Source organism: Stenotrophomonas sp. Nf1, assembly GCF_003028475.1.
In the GTDB taxonomy this organism is placed as follows: Bacteria; Pseudomonadota; Gammaproteobacteria; order Xanthomonadales; family Xanthomonadaceae; genus Stenotrophomonas.
The window spans coordinates 237,585-256,711 of the sequence record NZ_PYTV01000005.1 but is presented as its reverse complement, the minus strand read 5'-3'; the positions used below and the strand labels follow the sequence as shown (position 1 = coordinate 256,711).

The following is a 19,127-nucleotide window of genomic DNA, read 5'->3' as shown; positions in this document are numbered from 1 at the left end:
AGCGAAAGGGCTCCGGCCCACCACACCTCACGCCTTGGCGAACACCAGATGGCCGCCATCGTTGCCGACTTCGATCACGTCGCCGTTGACGAAGGCGCCGGACAGGATCTTCTGTGCCAGCGGGTTTTCCAGCTGCGCCTGGATCGCCCGCTTCAACGGGCGCGCGCCATACACCGGATCGAAGCCGACGTTGCCAAGCAGGTCGAACGCTGCATCGGACACCGCCAGTTTCAGCCCGCGCTCGGCCAGGCGCTTCTCCAGACCACGCATCTGGATGCGGGCGATCTGCTTGATCTGCTGCTTGTCCAGCGGGTGGAACACCACGATGTCGTCCAGGCGGTTGATGAACTCCGGACGGAAGTGCGCCTGCACCACGCCCATCACCGCCGCCTTCATCTGCGTGTAGGCCTCCGGGCTGTCATCGGCACTCATGTCCTGGATCTGGTGCGAGCCCAGGTTCGAGGTCATCACGATGACAGTGTTGCGGAAGTCCACGGTGCGGCCCTGGCCATCGGTCAGGCGGCCATCGTCCAGTACCTGCAGCAGGATGTTGAACACATCCGGATGCGCCTTCTCCACTTCGTCGAGTAGGATCAGCGAATAAGGGCGGCGGCGTACCGCCTCGGTCAGGTAGCCCCCTTCCTCGTAGCCGACGTAGCCCGGAGGTGCACCGATCAGGCGGGCGACGCTGTGCTTCTCCATGAATTCGCTCATGTCGATGCGGATCATCGCGTCGGCACTGTCGAACAGGAATTCGGCCAGCGACTTGCACAGCTCGGTCTTGCCGACACCGGTCGGGCCGAGGAACAGGAACGAGCCGGCCGGGCGATTCGGGTCGGACAGGCCGGCGCGCGAGCGGCGTACCGCATCGGAGACGACCTTGATCGCTTCCTCCTGGCCGACCACACGGTTGTGCAGCACCTCTTCCATGCGCAGCAGCTTGTCACGCTCGCCCTCAAGCATCTTGTTGACCGGAATGCCGGTCCAGCGCGAGACGACCTCGGCGATCTCTTCGTCGGTCACCCGGTCCTGCACCAGCTTGAAGTCCTTGTGCTCGGCTTCCTGGGCGGCAGCCAGCTGCTTTTCCAGCTGCGGCAGCAGGCCGTACTGGATCTCGCTCATGCGCGCGAAATCCTGGCGGCGCTGCGCGGCTTCCAGTTCCAGCTTGGCCTGCTCGACCTGTTCCTTGATCTTGGTGGCGCCTTGCAGCGCGGCCTTCTCCGACTTCCAGATTTCATTGAGATCGGAGAACTCGCGCTCCAGCGCTTCGATCTCGTTCTCCAGGTCGGCCAGGCGCTGGCGCGAGGCTTCGTCCTTTTCCTTCTTCAGCATCTCGCGCTGGATCTTGAGCTGGATCACCCGACGCTCCAGGCGGTCCAGCTCCTCCGGCTTGGAGTCGATCTCCATGCGCAGGCGCGAAGCGGCCTCGTCCATCAGGTCGATGGCCTTGTCCGGCAGCTGGCGGTCGGTGATGTAACGGTTGGACAGCGTGGCGGCGGCGACGATCGCCGGGTCGGTGATCTCCACGCCGTGATGCACCGCGTACTTTTCCTTCAGGCCACGCAGGATCGCGATGGTGTCCTCCACCGACGGCTCCCCCACGAACACCTTCTGGAAGCGGCGCTCCAGCGCGGCATCCTTCTCGATGTACTTGCGGTACTCGTCCAAGGTGGTGGCGCCCACGCAGTGCAGTTCGCCACGTGCCAGCGCCGGCTTCAGCATGTTGCCGGCGTCCATCGCGCCATCGGCCTTGCCGGCGCCGACCATGGTGTGCAGCTCGTCGATGAACAGGATGATCTGCCCTTCGCTCTTGGCCAGGTCGTTGAGCACGCCCTTCAGGCGCTCCTCGAATTCACCACGGAACTTGGCACCGGCGATCAACGCGCCCATGTCCAGTGACAGCACGCGCTTGCCGCGCAGGCCTTCAGGCACTTCGTCGTTGATGATGCGCTGGGCCAGCCCTTCGACGATCGCGGTCTTGCCCACGCCAGGCTCGCCGATCAGCACCGGGTTGTTCTTGGTCCGGCGCTGCAGCACCTGGATGGTGCGACGGATCTCCTCATCGCGGCCGATCACCGGATCGAGCTTGCCGCTCTCGGCGCGCGCGGTCAGGTCGATGGTGTACTTCTCCAGCGCCTGCCGCTGCTCTTCGGCATTCTCCGACTGCACGTTCTCGCCGCCACGCAGCTTGTCGATGGCCGCCTGCAGGCGGGTCTTGTCGGCACCGGCGGCGCGCAGCGCCATGCCCAGCGTGCCGCCATCGTCCAGCGCCGCCAGCACGAACCACTCGCTGGCAATGAAGGCATCGCCATGCTGCTGGGCCAGCTTGTCGGTCTGGTTCAGCAGGCGGCCGAGGTCGTTGCCCATCGAGACGTTGCCTGCCTGGCCGGACACCTTGGGCAATGCGTCCAACGCTTCGGTCAGGCGCTCGCGCAGCACTGGCACGTTCACGCCGGCCTGGGCCAGCAACGGACGCGTGCTGCCGCCCTGCTGATCGAGCAGCGCGCTGAACAGGTGAACCGGTTCGATGATGCTGTTGTCGCGGCCCACGGCCAGCGACTGTGCGTCTGCCAGCGCCTGCTGGAAACGCGAGGTGAGCTTGTCCATCCGCATTGCGAAACCTCATCGGTCATCAGGGCCGGCCCGCGCCGGCGATGCTGGAAAGATGCGGTTGCCCCACCCCGTTTCAAGGGTGGCTGCGACTGCACCCCGAGGCCAGTCAGCCTGCGGCCAGCATGCCGCAACCAGTGTGGTCGGCGCGTTGATCCCGATCAGATCGGCCGGGCGACGGGGCTCAACGGCTGATCGCGCTGCGGATCGCCCGCAGCTGCTGCTTGACCGCACGGGCCTGCGCCGGGTCCATGCGCAGCAGGGCCTTCTGGCCGATGGAACGCGACTGCAGGGCGGCATCGACGAAGCGGTAGCGGCCACGTTCATCGCGCTGCACCGCCGGCGCCTGGGCCAGGTCCGGGGTGTCCAGCAGATGGTCGATCACTGCAACAAGACGATCATTGAAATAGCCCTCGGGCCGGCCGAGCTCGACGTAGGCCTGCTGGATCAGCGGATAGAAGCGCTTGTACGCAGTGGCCGTAGCCGCCGGGTCGAGCGTAGTGAAGGCCCGCACGTAGGGCGCATAGCGCGCCGCGTTGCTGGCGGCGATGCGTTCGCCGCCCTCGCCGGGCTCGACCTGCAGGTTGCCCGGCAACGGCCGCGCGGCCAGCGCGGTCGGCGCCACGCTGGGCTTGTCCAGGTTGTCGATCTGGGTGACCAGGCGCTGGATCAGGTGGTCGCGCAGCAGCAGGGTCAGCGGACCCTCGCCCTGGAACAGCTGGCTCAGTGCGACCCAGGCAGCGCCATCGCTGTCTGCCAGCTTCGGCAGCGCCGGGTCGGCGGCGGCCTCGGTATCCAGCGGATGCCGGATCGGCGGTGGTGCTGGCGGGGTTTCCGCGGCCGCTGTCGGTTGCGACGGTGCGCTGGTAGAGGCAGGCGTCGATTGCACCGGCACCGGGACACCGTCTGCCAGGCTTTTCAGCTGATCGCGGAACAGCCAGCCACCCGCGCCACCGATCACCACCACGCCCAGCACCCAGGGCCAGATCGCCTTTCCACTCTGCATGATGCAGTCCCTCGTTTTTCACCTGCATGGACAGGGTGTGACCCTGCCGATGGCAGCCGGTTCCCCGCGTGTTCCGCTGGCGTTCGGATTCAGCCCGCGCACTCACGCCTGCTTTGCACCGGCTGCGCGAGGCTGTGGATCTCATCGTGTGGAGACGCAGCCATGCAGTACGCGCTGTATTACTGGACCGGCATCCAGGGCCGTGGCGAGTTCGTGCGCCTGGCATTGGAAGACGCAGGCGCCGACTACGTGGACATGGCGCGGGTCCACGGCGATGCGGTCATGCAGCCGTTCCTGGACGGTGGCAGCGAAGGCGCGCAGCCGTTCGCGCCGCCATTCCTCAAGGCGGGACGACAGGTGATCGCGCAGGTCGCGGCCATCCTCGATTTCCTCGGCCCGACGCTGGATCTGGTACCGCAGGCAGCCTCGCGGCGGATGCAGGCGTTGCAGTTGCAGCTGACCATCGCCGACCTGGTGGCCGAGGTGCACGACACCCATCATCCGATCGCCGCCTCGAAGTACTACGAGGATCAGAAGAGCGAGGCGCTGGCGCGGGCCGCATCGCTGCGCAGCGAACGGCTTCCGAAGTATCTGGGCTATTTCGAGCAGGTGCTGGCAGCCAATGGCGGCCGCCATGCACTGCGCGAGCATTCCTACGTGGATCTGTCGCTGTTCCAGCTGTTGAGCGGGCTGGACTACATGTTCCCGCGCCGCATGCAGGCGTTGGCACCCACCCTGCCCCTGCTGCGAGCCGTGCAGGAGCGGGTGGCGAAACGACCGAACATCGCCGCCTACCTGGGCTCGAAACGGCGCCTGGCGTTCAACACCCATGGCATTTTCCGCCACTACCCGGAGCTGGACGCCGAACGCTGATACCGCCGCCTACAACGACTGATGCCCATGAAGATGCCGGCCAGCGGCCGGCACTACCTGGACTCAACGGGTTGCATCATTCAGCGGCTTCACTGGCTGCTCAGGCAGAGCGCGGTGTGAGCATTCGCCGTCTACAACGTCCCTATGTAGAGCCGAGCCATGCTCGGCTCAGGGCAGCAGAAGCCGAAAGAGAGCGGCAGCGCCGGGCCATGCCCGGCGTCCCCGGTCAATGATCGGCGCGATCACCCAGCGGCTTCACCGGCTGCTTCTGCAACGACAGCAGCCCCAGCAGCACCGCCAGTGCCACATAGGCGCCGGCAAACTGCCAGCTGATGATGCGTGCCAGCCCCTCCAGGTCCCAAGGCAGGTAGATGCCGCCGCGCGGGTCCACCGAATGGATCAGACCGAACAGGGTCAGCAGCGCCGCCACCAGCAGGAAGCCGCAGGCCCGGCGCAGGCGCCCGTCCACCATCGCCGCCACCGCCGAGATCCACAGCATCGAGGTGATGATGAAGCCGTTGCCGAGAGTGAAGATCACCGCCAGCTCCGGCAGGCCATGCCCATCGAGCTTGGTCAGCAGCTGCGGCAACTGGTCCGGTGCGATCCAGCCCGGTGCCTTGATCGCCAGCAGGTAGGCCACCGACGGCAGGAAACCAAACACCATCGCACCGGCGTGCTGGCGCGGCGTGGCCTGGAAGGCCTGGGTGGTGATGTCGATGGCCACGTACACGATGATCGGCGCCAGTACCGCCAGCGGCAGCCACTGCACCAGCCCGGAGATGATGCCGAGCATGCCGCCGATGCCGACGAACAGGCCGGTCAGCAGCGTATAGCCGCTACGTGCGCCCATGTGCTTGTACGCCGGCTGGCCGATGTAGGGCGTGGTCTGCGCAACGCCGCCGCAAACACCGGCCACCAGCGTGGCCACCGCTTCCACCAGCAGGATGTCACGGGTGCGGTAGTCATCGCCGGCCGCGCGCGCGCTTTCGGACACGTTGATGCCGCCCACCACCATCAGCAGGCCGAACGGCAGCAGCAGCGGCAGGTAGGTCATTGCCGTGGGCAGGCCCTCGAGGAAGCCCAGCGTCGGCAGCGGCAGCACCACCTGCGGCGGCACCCACGCAGGCACATGGAAGCCCGGTGCCCCCAGCCCGGCCAGGCCGAGGCCGTAATACAGCACGGTGCCGAACACGAAGGCCAGCAGCACGCCCGGGCCACGCACCGGCAGCCGGCCCTTGGCGATCAGCACGTACAGCAGCAGGCCCAGCGTGGTGAAGCCGACCAGCGGCGAGCGCAGTGTTTCCAGCAGCGGCAGCAGGCCCATCAGCACCAGCGCGATACCGGCGATCGAGCCCAGCAACGCCGCACGCGGCAGCGCGCGGGTGACCGCTTCACCGAAGAACGACAGCACCAGCTTGAGCAGACCCATGATGACCAGCGCGGCCATGCCCAGCTGCCAGGTGGCGATACCGGCCGCGTGCGGGTCCATGCCCTGCTGTTTGAAGGCGATGAAGGCCGGGCCGAGCACCAGCAAGGCCATGCCGATGCTGGTCGGCGCGTCCAGGCCCAGCGGCATGGCGGTGACGTCGTCGCGGCCGGTGCGTGCGGCCAGGCGCCGCGCCATCAGGGTGTACAGCAGGTTACCGACCAGCACGCCGAAGGCGGTGCCGGGGAACATGCGGCCGAACACCACGTCGGCCGGGAACTGGAAGATCCCGACCAGGGCCATGGCGATGAAGCCGAGGATGGACAGGTTGTCGACAACCAGGCCGAAGAAGCCATTGAAGTCGCCGGCGACGAACCAGCGACGCGATGCGGCGGAAGCGGGAGCGGACATGGAAGGGGCGGTGGGGGTGGGGACCGCCGATGGTAGGCCCAGCGGGGCCCGGGCGCCAATTCCACGCTGGAATGATGGGTTCCAGCCAACGACTGGGCCCCTGGTGGCGGCCGACCGATGGGGTCAGATCCGTTTTCCGCAGGAAAACGGATCTGACCCCGGCGTTGCCGGCCAGCGGCCGGCACTACTTCTTCAGGAAGTTGTCCACCAGCAGATGCTTCACGTCGTCGAAGCGGCCGTTCAACACCGCCTTGGCCGCGTACAACGCGGTGCCCGCCACCTGCTTGGCCTCGATCTGCGGCGGCATCACCAGCTCGGCGCGGCTGGTGTGCACATCCAGCAATGCCGGGCCGCGTTGCGCGAGGAAATCCTGCACCGCGTCCTCCAGATCCTCGCTGCGGGTCACGGTACGGCCTTGGAAACCGATCACCTCGGCCAGGCGTCCGAAATCCGGGTTCTTCAGATCGGTGTAGTTGTCCAGCAGGCCTTCCACCTTCTGCTCCAGCTCGACGAAGTTGAGCGAGCCGTTGTTGAACACCACCACCTTGATCGGCAGGTTCTCCTGCACCGCGGTCAGCAGATCACCGAGCAGCATCGCCAGGCCACCATCGCCGGACAGCGAGATCACCTGCCTGCCCGGAAAGGCCTTCTGCAGACCCAGCGCCTGCGGCATCGCGTTGGCCATCGTGCCATGCAGCAGGCTGGTCAGCGTGCGGCGGCGGCCGTTGACGCGGATATGCCGCAGCACCCACACCATCGGCGAGCCGCCGTCGGCGGTGAACAGCGCATCGTCTGCGGCGTACTTCGACAGCAGCGCAGTCAGGTGCTGCGGGTGGATCAGCTCGCCTTCGCCCGGCTGCTCTTCCTGCTCGCGCTTTTTCAGCGCCTTGTCGCGACGTTCGATGCATTCGTCCAGGAATGTGCTGTCCTCGCGCGGCGGCAACATCGGCAGTAGGGCATCAAGCGTCGGTGCGATATCACCGACCACGCCCAGGTTCACCGGATGGCGGCGGCCGAGGTGGCTGCCATCGCGGTCCACCTGGATGATCGTGGCCTTGTCCGGGTAGAACTGGCCCCAGGCGAAATCGGCACCGAGCAGCAGCAGCGTGTCGCATTCCATCAGCGTGTGGAAGCCGGACTCGATGCCGAAGATGCCGGTCATGCCCATGTTGTACGGGTTGTCCGGCTCGACGAAATCCTTTGCGCGCGAGGTGTGCGCGACCGGTGCCTGCAGGCGCCGGGCCAGCTCCAGCAGCTGCGCATGCGCGCCCTGGCAGCCGGCACCGGCATAGATACCGATGCGCTTGCCCTGCCCCAGCAGCTCGGCGATGCGCTGCAGCTCAGCGTCGGCCGGGCGCAGCACTGGCTGGGTGTAGTGCACCGAGAACGGCACATCATGCTTCACCTCGGCCTGGCTGATGTCGGCCGGCAGGATCACCACCGCCACGCCGCGGCGGCTGATCGCCGCCTGGCAGGCGAGGGTGACCACGCGTCGCGCCTGTTCGGCGCTGTGTACCTGCTCGCAGAACACCGTGCAACTGGCGTACACCGCCTTGAAGTCCACTTCCTGCGGGAATTCCATGCCCAGCTCGCTGGTCACCACCTGGCTGGCGATCAGCACCATCGGCGCGCGGTTGCGGTTGCTTTCGAACACGCCATTGATGAAGTGCAGGCTGCCGGGCCCGCAGGAGCCGGCGCAGGCGGTCAGTTCGCCGCTGACCAGCGAATCGGCACCGGCGGCGAAGGCAGCCACTTCTTCGTGGCGGACGTGCACCCAGGCGATGTCACTCCCATGCATCGCATCGGTCACATGGTTGAGCGTATCGCCCACGATGCCGTAGCAACGGCGGACACCGGCCTGCTGCAGGGCGTCCACCACGATTTCGGCCACGCGCTTGCTCATCGGATACATCCTCGAACGGGGGAACATCCGAGGCTAGACCCGACGAAGTGATGCCTCCGCAAAAAAGGGACGGAGGTAATTAAGTCGCTTGTGGCACAAACGACTTAATTACCTCCGTCCCCTTTATCAATCGTTGACGTTGATCCAACCCACCACCACGCCCTGCTTCGGGTTGCGGTAGCGCAGCTTCATCCAACCGTCCTGTTCATCCAGCATCTCTACGCGGTCGCCCTGCACCAGGTAGCGCTTGGTGCTGGATGCACCGGGGCGATCGAACAGGAACAGGCGCGCCGCCAGCACGGAGGCCTGCTGGCCACGCAGCGGTCCCTCGGATGGCGCGCCCAGGCCATCGGCAATCGCGCTCTCCAGCACGCGTCCGTCGGCAGCATAGGTCCGCCAGACGGCCAACGGCCCCTGATCGTCGGTCTGCACCCAATGCAGGGCCGCGTTCAGCGTGTCGCCCAGCCTCAGAAGGCGCTCGCCGCGGTACAGATAGAGCTTTGCGCCCGCAAACCGATACTGGTCGGTGTACCACATCGGGCCGCTGCGGCAGCTGCTGGTCAGGGTGCGGGTCTTTGCGTCGACGCTCAGCCCCATCAGGTCACCGCAGCTGTCGTTGCCGTGCGTTTCGGCCTGCAGCGCGTGATACGAGGCACTGGCCGGATCGAACCGGTACACCGCCACCGCTTCGTTGACCATGCCCACCGAAGCGCGTGCGACCAGTTCCGGGTAGCCATCGAAATCGACGTCTTCCAGCGACCACTGCGAATTACCGTCGGCATCCGCCGCGCCAGCCAGCGTCTGGCGCTTTCCCGACGGTGACAACTGCACGACGATGCTGCCATCGCGCTGCGGATCGGCGTGCGCCTGCACGTGCGCGGCTACCTGGAACCGTAGCGTTTCGCCGTCGCCGCCACTGGCCTGCGCCCACGGTGCCAGCACTCCTGCCAGCACCACGCCCAACACGCATTCCCTGTGTTTCATCATCGCTCCCTGCAGCGCCACGGCGGCACCTTCAACTCAGAACGATACCTCGACCGGCTGCCGCGACCACAGCACCGACTGATGCTGGGTCTGCTGCTTCCACGCCAGACGGATCGCTTCGATATCAGCGCGACGCTGCGGGGTGTCCTCGTGCAGCACCACCAGCACCTTGGTGCGCAGGCGGTTGGGCGAGGCATCGCCACGGAACAGCCACTGGCCATAGGCATCGAACACAGTCAGGCCATCCGGGAAGCGGGGAGTCACCTGCTTGTCCAGGAACGCGCGCCACTGCGCCTCGCTGATGGTGTCGGCCTGCGCACGGTTGCCCGCGCCCTGCTCGTCGCCCACGCCGAAGTACAGCTCGCTGCGCACCCAGCCGTGGCCATCGGACGGGCGCGCTGCATCGCCCTTCAGTTCGGCGGTGGTGGCCGTGGCATAGGCGCTGGGCGCCTGCGAGGACAGGCTGGCGCAGCCGCTGGTGGCCAGCAGCACGGCGAAGACGAGGCCAAGGTGTTTCATCGGTACAGCTCCGGGGAAGGGGGACAGGGCGAGCCGGCAGCGTACAGCGCCGCCGGCCCGGCGTGGTGATGCCTGCAGGGCATCAGCTCATGCCGGACCGGCAGGGGCTTGCATCGGCACCGGTCATCACGCGAAGATAATATATCGCTTCATCCGGATGGATGTAAGTGAAACTATCTCCCCCCTTCCCCCGCCGTCGTTGTTGCTGGAGCCCCCATGTCCGTCCGCCTGCCCGCGTCGCCGCTCGGCCTCGCCATCGCCCTCGCGCTTTCCTCCGCCGCCGCCCCGGCCCTGGCCCAGGACGCCACCAACCTGGACACGGTGATCGTGACCGGCACCCGCGCCGCCGACCGCACCGTGCTCGAATCCACCTCGCCGGTGGACGTGCTCACCGCCGAGGACATCCGCAAGGCCGGCGTGGTCAACGGTGAACTGGGCAGCGCGCTGCAGGCGCTGCTGCCGTCGTTCAACTTCCCGCGCCAGTCCAACTCCGGCGGCGCCGACCACGTGCGCGCCGCGCAGCTGCGCGGCCTGTCGCCGGACCAGGTGCTGGTACTGGTGAACGGCAAGCGCCGCCACCACACCGCGCTGGTCAACACCGACAGCAAGATCGGCAAGGGCACCACCCCGGTCGACTTCAACTCGATTCCGGTCAGCGCGATCAAACGCATCGAAGTGCTGCGCGATGGCGCCGGCGCGCTGTACGGCTCCGATGCAGTGGCCGGTGTGATCAACGTGATCCTCGACAACGGCGGCGATGGCGGCGAGATCGAAGCCAGCTACGGCGCCAACCACACCGACCTCAAGCCGATCGGGCGTACCCTTACCGACGGCCAGACCGGCAACATCAGCGCCAAGGTCGGCACCTCGCTGGGCGAGGACGGTGGCTTCCTGCGTGTCGGCCTGGAATACAAGCACCGCAACGGCACCAACCGCGCCGGCTTCGACCAGATTCCGCCGTGGGACCAGACCCCGGACAACCTGGCGCTGCAAGGCAAGCGCAACTACGTGCTGGGCGATGGCAAGAGCAAGGACATCAACCTGTGGCTGAACACCGAGATCCCGGTCGGCCAGACCTCCACCTTCTATGCCTTCGGCACCTTCAACCAGCGTGACACCGAAGGCGCGAACTATTTCCGCTATCCCGATGGCGATGCGAACTGGAAGCAGGTCTATCCGAACGGCTACCGGCCGATCTCCGAAGGCGAGAACCGCGATGTGCAGGCCGTGGCCGGCGTGCGTGGCCAGTGGGGTGAATGGAGCTACGACGGCAGCGTCGATTACGGTCAGAACGACTTCACCTACCGCCTGCGCGATTCGCTCAATGCCTCGCTGGGCCCGACCAGCCCGACCCGCTTCAAGACCGCCGATTACGAGTACGCACAGACCGTGGGCAACCTCGACCTGAGCCGCGTGTTCACCCAGAGCGACAGCATCAGCCACACGCTCGGCCTGGGCGTGGAAGCGCGCCACGAGCGTTACCAGACCCGCCCGGGTGACCCGGCCAGCTACGCCGCCGGCCCGTACACCGATCGCCCGACCGGCTCGCAGGCCGGCGGCGGCCTGACCCCGCAGGATGCGGCGCGCCTGTCGCGCGATGTCGCCAGTGCCTATGCCAGCCTGTCCAGCCAGTTCGGCGAGAAGTTCTCCACCGATCTGGCTGCACGCTACGAGCACAACGACGATTTCGGCGGCGAGCTGACCGGCAAGCTTGGCCTGCGCTACGAGTTCACCCCAGCCTTCGCACTGCGCGGTGCCATCTCCAACAACTTCCGCGCGCCATCGCTGGCGCAGATCGGTTACGAATCCACCTCCACCGGTTACAACGCCGGCGGCCAGCTGGTGCAGGGCCGCCTGCTCTCGGTCAACAATCCGATCGCGCGTGGCCTCGGCGCACGCGACCTGAAGCCGGAGAAGTCGCTCAACACCTCGCTGGGCTTCACCAGCCGCATCGGCGAGCACTTCGACCTGTCGCTGGATTTCTTCCAGATCGACATCGACGACCGCATCGCGCTCTCGGAAAGCATCACCGGCGATGCACTGACCGATTACGTGGCCGCCAACTACGGTGTCACCGGCCTGCAGAGCGCCAGCTTCTTCGTCAATGCCGCCGACACCCGCACCCGCGGTGCCGAGCTGGTGAGCAACTGGCGCCAGTCGCTGGGCGATGGCCAGCTGCTGCTGACCGGCACCTACGCCTACACCAAGACCACGCTGAAGAACGTGCTGGCGACGCCGGCGCAGCTGCAGGCGCTGAACCCGGACTATGTGCTGTTCGGCATCGAAGAGACCAACACGCTGACCGACGCTACACCGCGCACGCGTGGCAGCTTCTCGGCCGCATGGAGCAACGACCGCTGGTCGCTGAGCACGCGGGTGAACCGCTATGGCAGCGTCACCCGCGTGTTCAACTTCGGTGACGGCTACATCCCGCGCCAGACCTACCAGGCCGAATGGCAGCTGGACGCGGAAGTGGAGTACCGCATCACCCCGCGCTGGAGCGTGGCCATCGGCGGGCAGAACCTTACCGACAACTACCCGGATCGATCCAACAGCGATATCCACTACTTCGGCAACCTGCCGTATGACGTGCTGTCGCCGATCGGCAGCAACGGCGCGTACTACTACGGCCGCGTCCGCTATACCTTCTGATTGCTCGGGGTGTGATTGCCGTGGGTAGGTGCGGACCGTTGGTCCGCACTGCCTGGGCTCGATGCAGGCTGACCCTTCGTGCCGACCAACGGTCGGCACCCACCGAAGCAGGGCCGTAGCCCGCCCTCGACCCCACGTACACGCCCACGCTGGCAAGCTGGGCACCATGGCTGAACCGCTCCCCCTGCGTCCGCCACCGCCCTTGCTGGATGACGCCTGCGCGTTGTTCCTCGATGTCGATGGCACCCTGATCGAATTCGCTGCACGCCCGGATGCCGTGCAGCTGCTGCCCGATGTGCGTGAGGCCATCGGCCGCATCAGCGACCGCCTGGAGGGTGCCGTGGCACTGGTCAGTGGGCGGCCGCTGGAACAGCTGGACCGGCTGTTCGCCCCGCTGCAACTGCCCGCCGCCGGCCTGCATGGCCACGAGCTGCGCGGCCAGGATGGGCACGTACTGCGCGATGACCACGACGAAGATACCGCCGAATGGCTGCACGCCCTGCACCAGCAGGCAATGCGTTTCGCGCATGGCCATCCCGGCGTGCTGGTGGAGGACAAGGGCGTCGGCCTTGCCCTGCATTGGCGCGGCGCACCCGATGCGGCCAATGAAGTCCGCGCCTTCGCCGATCGCCATGCGCGCGGCCGCGCCGGCTATCGCCTGCAACCGGGCGACCACGTGGTCGAGTTCGTACCGGTGGGCACCGACAAGGGCCGGGCGGTGCGCCGGATGATGCAGTACCTGCCTTTCCGTGGACGCCTGCCGGTGTTCCTCGGCGATGACCTCACCGACGAATTCGGCTTCGCCGCCGCCAACGGCCAGCATGGCTGGAGCGTGCTGGTGGGTGAACGCGAATCCAGCGCGGCGGTGTTCGCGCTGCCTGACATACGCAGCGTGCACGCCTGGCTGCGTGAGAATGCCTATTGACCCGACCATCCCCCACGGCCGCAACCGAGATGTACCGCGTGATGACCCAACCCGATCTTGATCTGGGCGTGGTCGGCAACGGCAGCTTCGGCGCCCTGGTCGACAAACATGCCCGCGTTGTCTGGAGCTGCCTGCCCACCTTCGACGGCGACCCGACGTTCTGTGCCCTGCTCGGCCCCAACCAGCAGAGCGGTGGCGACTTCGCCATCGAGCTGGAGGACTTCGCCGACAGCGAACAGGAATACCTCACCAATACCGCGATCCTGCGCACGGTGCTGCGCGACCAGCATGGCGACGCACTGGAGATCCTCGACTTCGCCCCGCGCTGGCGGCAGAACGACCGCTTCTATCGCCCGGTCAGCCTGATCCGCCAGGTACGTCCGCTGGCCGGCAGCCCACGCATCACGGTGCGCGCGCGTCCGCTGGCCGACTGGGGTGCGCGCGTGCCCGAGTCCACCTGGGGCAGCAACCACGTGCGCTGGATCCTGCCCGAGCACGTGCTGCGGCTGACCACCGACGTGCCGGTGCGCATGGTGCGCGACGGCCTGCCGTTCGTGCTCAACCATCCCGTGCACCTGATCCTGGGTGTGGACGAATCGCTGGACCGCTCGATCAGCGGTTACGTGCAGGAGGCCTTCCAGCGCACCCGCGACTACTGGCGCGAATGGGTGCGTTACCTGTCCATTCCACTGGAATGGCAGGACGCGGTGATCCGCAGTGCGATCACCCTGAAGCTGTGCCAGTACGAAGACAGCGGCGCGATCATCGCGGCAATGACCACCTCCATACCCGAGGCACCCGGCAGCGTGCGCAACTGGGATTACCGCTACTGCTGGTTGCGCGATGCAGCGTTCGTGGTGCGCGCGCTGAACCGGCTGGGCGCCACCCGCACCATGGAACAGTTCCTCGGCTACATCTTCAACCTGGCCACCACCGACGGCACGCTGCAGCCGCTGTACGGCATCGGCTTCGAGGCCAAGCTGGATGAGGACGAAGTGCCGACCCTGTCCGGTTACCGCGGCATGGGCCCGGTGCGTCGCGGCAACCTGGCCTGGGTACAGCGCCAGCACGACGTCTACGGCAGCGTGGTACTGGCCTCCACCCAGCTGTTCTTCGACCGTCGCCTGCAGGACCCGGGCGACGCGCACACCTTCGCCCGCCTCGAACCGCTCGGCGAGCAGGCCTTCGCCCTGCACGATGTACCCGATGCCGGGTTGTGGGAGTTCCGCGGCCGCACCGAGGTGCACACCTACACCAGTGCGATGTGCTGGGCCGCCTGCGATCGGCTGTGCAAGATCGCCGTACGCCTCAAGCGCGACGACCGCGCACGCTACTGGCGCGAGCGTGCCGATACCATCCACGCGCGGATCATGGCCGAAGCCTGGAGCGACGAGCTCGGTCACTTCACCGATACCTTCGGCGGCCACCGCCTGGATGCCTCGTTGCTGCTGCTGGCCGACATCGGCTTCATCGATGCCATGGACGCACGCTTCATCGCCACCGTCGAGGCCATCGGCCGCGACCTCAAGCATGGCAACTCGCTGTACCGCTATGTGGCGCCGGATGATTTCGGTGAACCGGAAACCAGCTTCACCATCTGCACCTTCTGGTACATCGATGCGCTGGCGGCGATCGGGCGCATGGACGAAGCGCGCGCGATGTTCGAAACGCTGCTGCGGCAGCGCAACCACCTGGGCCTGCTGTCGGAGGATCTGGCCTTCGACAGCGGCGAGGCCTGGGGCAATTTCCCGCAGACCTATTCGCACGTCGGCCTGATCACCGCCGCCATGCGCCTGTCGCGGTCCTGGCAGGAGGCCTCGTGAGTCGCCTGGTGGTGGTTTCAAACCGCGTGGCCGTGCCCGGCGAGAACCGTGCCGGCGGCCTGGCCGTCGGCCTGCTGGCTGCACTGAAGGAACGCGGCGGGATGTGGTTCGGCTGGAGCGGCAAGAGCGTGCGCGATGGCAGCGGCACGCTGCACCGGCAGACCGACGGCGACATCGAGTTCGTCACTCTGGACCTGAGCAAGCGCGAGGTGGACGGCTACTACAACGGCTTTGCCAACCGCACGCTGTGGCCGCTGCTGCACTTCCGCCTGGATCTGGTCGACTACGACCGCGGCACCCGCGAGACCTACCACAAGGTCAACGCGCTGTTTGCCGACAAGCTCGCGCCGCTGCTGCGCGAGGACGACATCGTCTGGATCCACGATTACCACCTGATTCCGCTCGGCGCGCTGCTGCGCGAACGTGGCATCGGCTGCCGCATCGGCTTCTTCCTGCACATTCCGATGCCCTCGGCCGACCTGCTGCAGGCCATGCCCGACCATCTGCGCCTGTTCTCCGCGTTGTACGCCTACGATCTGGTCGGCTTCCAGACCCAGCGCGACGCTGACCGCTTCCAGACCTACCTGCGCCTGTTCGGTGGCGGCCGCGTGCTCGACAACGGCGAACTGGAGGCCCCCGGCGGACGCCGTTTCCGTGCGGCCGCGTTCCCGATCGGCATCGACACCGACCTGATCGCACGCCAGGCCGGTACCGCAGCGACCAAGGCTGCAGTGAAGAAGCTGCGTGGCAGCCTGCGTGACCGCCAGCTGGCGATCGGCGTGGACCGGCTGGATTATTCCAAGGGCCTTCCGGAACGTTTCCGCGGGTTCGAACGCTACCTGCAGCGCCACCCCGACCAGCGCGGCTCGCTCACCTACCTGCAGATCGCCCCGGTCTCGCGCGGCGACGTCAGCGAGTACCGGCAGCTGCGCAGCACGCTGGAGCAGATTGCCGGCCACATCAACGGCGGCCATGCCGAGCCGGACTGGACACCGCTGCGCTACGTCAACCAGAACTTCACCCATGCCACGCTGACCGGCTTCTACCGGGCCGCGGCGGTCGGGCTGGTGACGCCGTTGCGCGATGGCATGAACCTGGTGGCCAAGGAATACGTGGCTTCGCAGGATCCAGACGATCCCGGTGTACTGGTGCTGTCGCTGCTGGCTGGCGCCGCCGACGAGCTGAAGCAGGCGCTGCTGGTCAATCCCTACGATCTGGACGGCATGGCCGATGCCATTGCCACCGCCGCCACGATGTCGCTGCGCAGGCGCAAGGAGCGCTGGCACGCGATGATGGAGCACCTGCGGACCTACGACATCAACCACTGGCGACGCAGTTATCTGGAGGCGCTGGAGGGCTGAGGCACCACCGCCACTGACCGTTCGGATGCGACGCCACCACGTCGATGACGACCGCAAATTGACGCTTTCGGCCCGAAAGCAATTGCGACTGAAACCATCAGAAAGGGCGCATGCGCATCCGCGCGATCTCGCTACCGGTGCACTCAGCCCCCGGTGAAAGCCTTTGCGCACAAGGTTTCGGTAGGCGTGGACAGCCTGCAGGCAGGCCACCGAGCGGCGTGCGGCACCGACGATTTCATTCGGCATTGACAGCCGTTGCCCAGAGTGACGCCCCCTGAGCCACGCGTGCCGCCTCCACGGCCGCCGCGTGGCGTTGCACATCACCTGCCGGGGAGTCACCGCATGTCCGCCTACGACCGTTTCATCGAAGATGCCGCAATACGCCTGGAGCTGGGCCATCGCACCCGTTGGGTGGTGGATGTGATCAGTGCCTGGGTGGACTCGCATCCCGACGGATTGGCAGGCCTGCAGCGGCGTTTCGAACAGGCTGGCCTGGCCGCCCGTTTCCATTCCTGGCGACAGCCCGCATCGCTGCGGCTGCCGATCGTGGCCAGTGAACTGGAGCGCGCACTGGGCGCGCACACGCTGGCGATGATCGCCCACCGCAGCGGCATGTCTCCAGGATCGTTCCGCGTGGTGGCCTGCCATCTGCTGCCCGGCGTGGTCACCCTGCGCTCGGCACCGGAAGGCGCCGGCCACCCGGCCCTGGCCCGGCGCGCACACGGCACCCGCTCGCCCAGGCGCATGGCCGGCAGCGTGCCCTCGCGCGCGATGTACGGCATGGCGATCCGCAGCGTGCTGTGGACGCTGGCGGTCGCCACCGTGCTGGGCCTGACCACCTGGTTGCTGCTGAAGGCACGCACGCCGCTGTGGACCGTGCAGGACGTTCCGCGTGAGCACAGCGCGCGGCTGTCCCTGCATCAACACGGCACACAGGTGCAGGTCAGCGGCAGCCTGCCCAGCGAAGGCGAGCGACGCCGCGCCTGGAACGCGTTGCGCGCCGTGCACGGTGCCGCGAACCTGCACGGGGGCATAGCACTGGACCCGCGCGCGCAGTCACCCCGCTGGCTGGACCGCCTGATTGCCGATCTCCCCCATCTGCAGGGCGACGGCCTGCGCCTGGAGTTCGCCGGCATGCAGCTGGCCATCGATACCACCGCCATGGAAGACGCGCAGCGGCAGGCCATCTCGCGGCGCCTGCGCCAGGACTTTCCGACGCTGGAGATGAGTGGCCTGTGGGGCCCGGGCCTGGCCGCGCTGGCGCAGCTGCCCGCCGGCGTCGACACCGCGCAACGGGTTGCCGCACTGAACCACACCACGTTGAAGTTCCATGCCGGTTCGTCCGAGTTGACCGGTGACTCGCGGCAGACCGTGCAGGCGGTCGCCGATGCGCTGCGCGGTACACCGGCCGGCCTGCGCGTTGAGATCGGCGCGCACACCGACAGCGTGGGTCACGCCGAGGCCAACCTGCAGCTCAGCCAGCAGCGCGCCGAGGCGGTATCACAGGCGTTGCAGGCGCTGGGCATCCCCGCCACCACGCTGGTCGCGGTCGGCTACGGACAGGATCGGCCAATCGCCGACAATCGCAGCGACAGCGGCCGCGCACAGAACCGTCGCATCAACTACCGGCTGCTCGACTGAGAAAAGGACGGTGGCCCCTGTAGTGCCGAGCCATGCTCGGCTGCTCCCGCCGACGCTACAGGAGACAGAAGGTCAATCCAGGAACCGCGCGATGTGCTCCGGCGCCGGCAGATGGCACGCGTCGTGGCGTCCGAACCAACGATAGCGATTGCGCGCCAGCATCCGATACGCCGCGTCACGCCAGGCCCGCGGCAGCACACGCAGCGCGCCGCTCAGGCGCCACACACCGCCCAGCCCGGCCAGTACACGCAGGATCGCATCGGTATCGGTCCACGCTCCGTGTGCATCCAGCAGCAGGAAGGACGCCGGGTCCTGCGGGTCCAGTCCATGCTGGCGCAGCAGCGCACTGCCCTGCGCGCCCTGCATGGCCGCGAACCGGTAGCGCCGCTGCCGGTCGAACCGCAGCAGGAAGCGCACCCAGCGGTTGCACAGCGCACAGACGCCATCGAAGACAATCACCGCACTGCCGGCATCTGCGGCGGTGTCACTGCGGTTCGAGCCAGCCTTCATAACGGATCAGGGCTCCTGCCCAGGGCAAGGTCACATCGACCAGGAAAGTGTAGCGCTGCTCGTCCCAGGCTTCGCGGCAGCGCACACCGCCAAACCAACGCGTCGGCAGCGGCACGCAACCGAAGGCCCAGACCCGCCGCACCGACCAGTCGATGCCGCCCTCGCGGGCCTGCAGATTGAACTCGAAGCACACCGCGCCGAGCTGTTCGCGCAGATATCCCTGGTGCGCCCACAGCCGCGACACCATCGGCCAGCGACCGAAGCGCCGCGCCCAACGTTCGCCCTGCCCGTGTGCGCTGAACAGGACTTCGGTAGGCAGCGCGGCGCCGTTGTGCGGCAGGCGTGCCAGCGCAGCCAGCAGCGGTACCAGCCAATGCCGGCCACGCTCGATCCGCGCCTGTCCCAGGTAGCGGCAGGGCAATGGCGTGGCGTGCAGCGCGCGCACCGGGGCGGCCAGGGTGGCGAACGCCGGCCCCAGCACGC

Annotated in this window: 14 protein-coding genes; 6 read left to right on the top strand and 8 right to left on the bottom strand. The window is 67.2% G+C overall.

What is annotated here, in order from left to right:
• Window positions 1–27 precede the first annotated feature (27 nt).
• Both clpB and C9412_RS11615 read right to left on the bottom strand, forming a co-directional pair.
• Complete coding sequence (gene clpB / locus C9412_RS11620; protein WP_107231760.1) at window positions 28–2,613, bottom strand: ATP-dependent chaperone ClpB; 2,586 nt, start codon at window positions 2,611–2,613, stop codon at window positions 28–30.
• Between the two features lie 181 nt (window positions 2,614–2,794).
• A complete protein-coding gene (locus C9412_RS11615) occupies window positions 2,795–3,616 on the bottom strand; it encodes a DUF3014 domain-containing protein (protein WP_107231759.1) in 822 nt (273 codons plus the stop codon).
• A gap of 162 nt (window positions 3,617–3,778) precedes the next feature.
• Here C9412_RS11615 and C9412_RS11610 point away from each other — a divergent pair, with 162 nt between their 5' ends.
• Window positions 3,779–4,489, top strand: coding sequence for a glutathione S-transferase (locus tag C9412_RS11610; RefSeq protein WP_107231758.1), 711 nt, complete (start codon window positions 3,779–3,781; stop codon window positions 4,487–4,489).
• 226 nt (window positions 4,490–4,715) lie between these two features.
• Here the strand turns inward: C9412_RS11610 and C9412_RS11605 are convergent, their stop codons facing one another.
• From C9412_RS11605 to C9412_RS11590, 4 genes are all read right to left on the bottom strand, one after another.
• A complete protein-coding gene (locus C9412_RS11605) occupies window positions 4,716–6,326 on the bottom strand; it encodes a hypothetical protein (RefSeq protein ID WP_107231757.1) in 1,611 nt (536 codons plus the stop codon).
• Window positions 6,327–6,510: 184 nt separating this feature from the next.
• Window positions 6,511–8,229 (bottom strand): thiamine pyrophosphate-dependent enzyme, encoded by a 1,719-nt coding sequence (locus tag C9412_RS11600; protein WP_107231756.1) that lies wholly within the window; start codon window positions 8,227–8,229, stop codon window positions 6,511–6,513.
• Between the two features lie 126 nt (window positions 8,230–8,355).
• The gene (locus C9412_RS11595) at window positions 8,356–9,213 is read right to left on the bottom strand and encodes a hypothetical protein (protein WP_107231828.1); all 858 of its coding nucleotides are present in this window, start codon (window positions 9,211–9,213) and stop codon (window positions 8,356–8,358) included.
• 36 nt (window positions 9,214–9,249) lie between these two features.
• The gene (locus C9412_RS11590; RefSeq protein ID WP_107231755.1) at window positions 9,250–9,732 is read right to left on the bottom strand and encodes a DUF3574 domain-containing protein; all 483 of its coding nucleotides are present in this window, start codon (window positions 9,730–9,732) and stop codon (window positions 9,250–9,252) included.
• Window positions 9,733–9,948: 216 nt separating this feature from the next.
• Between C9412_RS11590 and C9412_RS11585 the strand changes: the two genes are divergently transcribed.
• From C9412_RS11585 to C9412_RS11565, 5 genes are all read left to right on the top strand, one after another.
• On the top strand, window positions 9,949–12,384 hold the full coding sequence (locus C9412_RS11585; protein WP_107231754.1) for a TonB-dependent receptor: 2,436 nt from the start codon (window positions 9,949–9,951) through the stop codon (window positions 12,382–12,384).
• 166 nt (window positions 12,385–12,550) lie between these two features.
• Complete coding sequence (otsB, locus tag C9412_RS11580; protein WP_107231753.1) at window positions 12,551–13,309, top strand: trehalose-phosphatase; 759 nt, start codon at window positions 12,551–12,553, stop codon at window positions 13,307–13,309.
• A 41-nt stretch (window positions 13,310–13,350) separates the two neighbouring features.
• Entirely contained in the window at window positions 13,351–15,132 is a 1,782-nt protein-coding gene (locus C9412_RS11575) for a glycoside hydrolase family 15 protein (protein ID WP_107231827.1), read from the top strand.
• On the top strand, window positions 15,129–16,493 hold the full coding sequence (gene otsA / locus C9412_RS11570; protein WP_107231752.1) for an alpha,alpha-trehalose-phosphate synthase (UDP-forming): 1,365 nt from the start codon (window positions 15,129–15,131) through the stop codon (window positions 16,491–16,493). The genes C9412_RS11575 and otsA overlap by 4 nt, the downstream gene beginning before the upstream one ends.
• Before the next feature lie 342 nt (window positions 16,494–16,835).
• A complete protein-coding gene (locus tag C9412_RS11565; protein ID WP_107231751.1) occupies window positions 16,836–18,134 on the top strand; it encodes an OmpA family protein in 1,299 nt (432 codons plus the stop codon).
• 72 nt (window positions 18,135–18,206) lie between these two features.
• Here C9412_RS11565 and C9412_RS11560 read toward each other — a convergent pair whose 3' ends face one another.
• Window positions 18,207–18,644 carry a thiol-disulfide oxidoreductase DCC family protein gene (locus C9412_RS11560; protein WP_107231750.1) on the bottom strand — a complete coding sequence of 146 codons (438 nt, stop codon included), beginning with the start codon at window positions 18,642–18,644 and terminating at the stop codon, window positions 18,207–18,209.
• The gene (locus C9412_RS11555) at window positions 18,619–19,125 is read right to left on the bottom strand and encodes a DUF4166 domain-containing protein (RefSeq protein ID WP_107231826.1); all 507 of its coding nucleotides are present in this window, start codon (window positions 19,123–19,125) and stop codon (window positions 18,619–18,621) included. Before C9412_RS11555 ends, C9412_RS11560 begins: the two co-directional genes overlap by 26 nt.
• Between the last annotated feature and the right edge of the window lie 2 nt (window positions 19,126–19,127).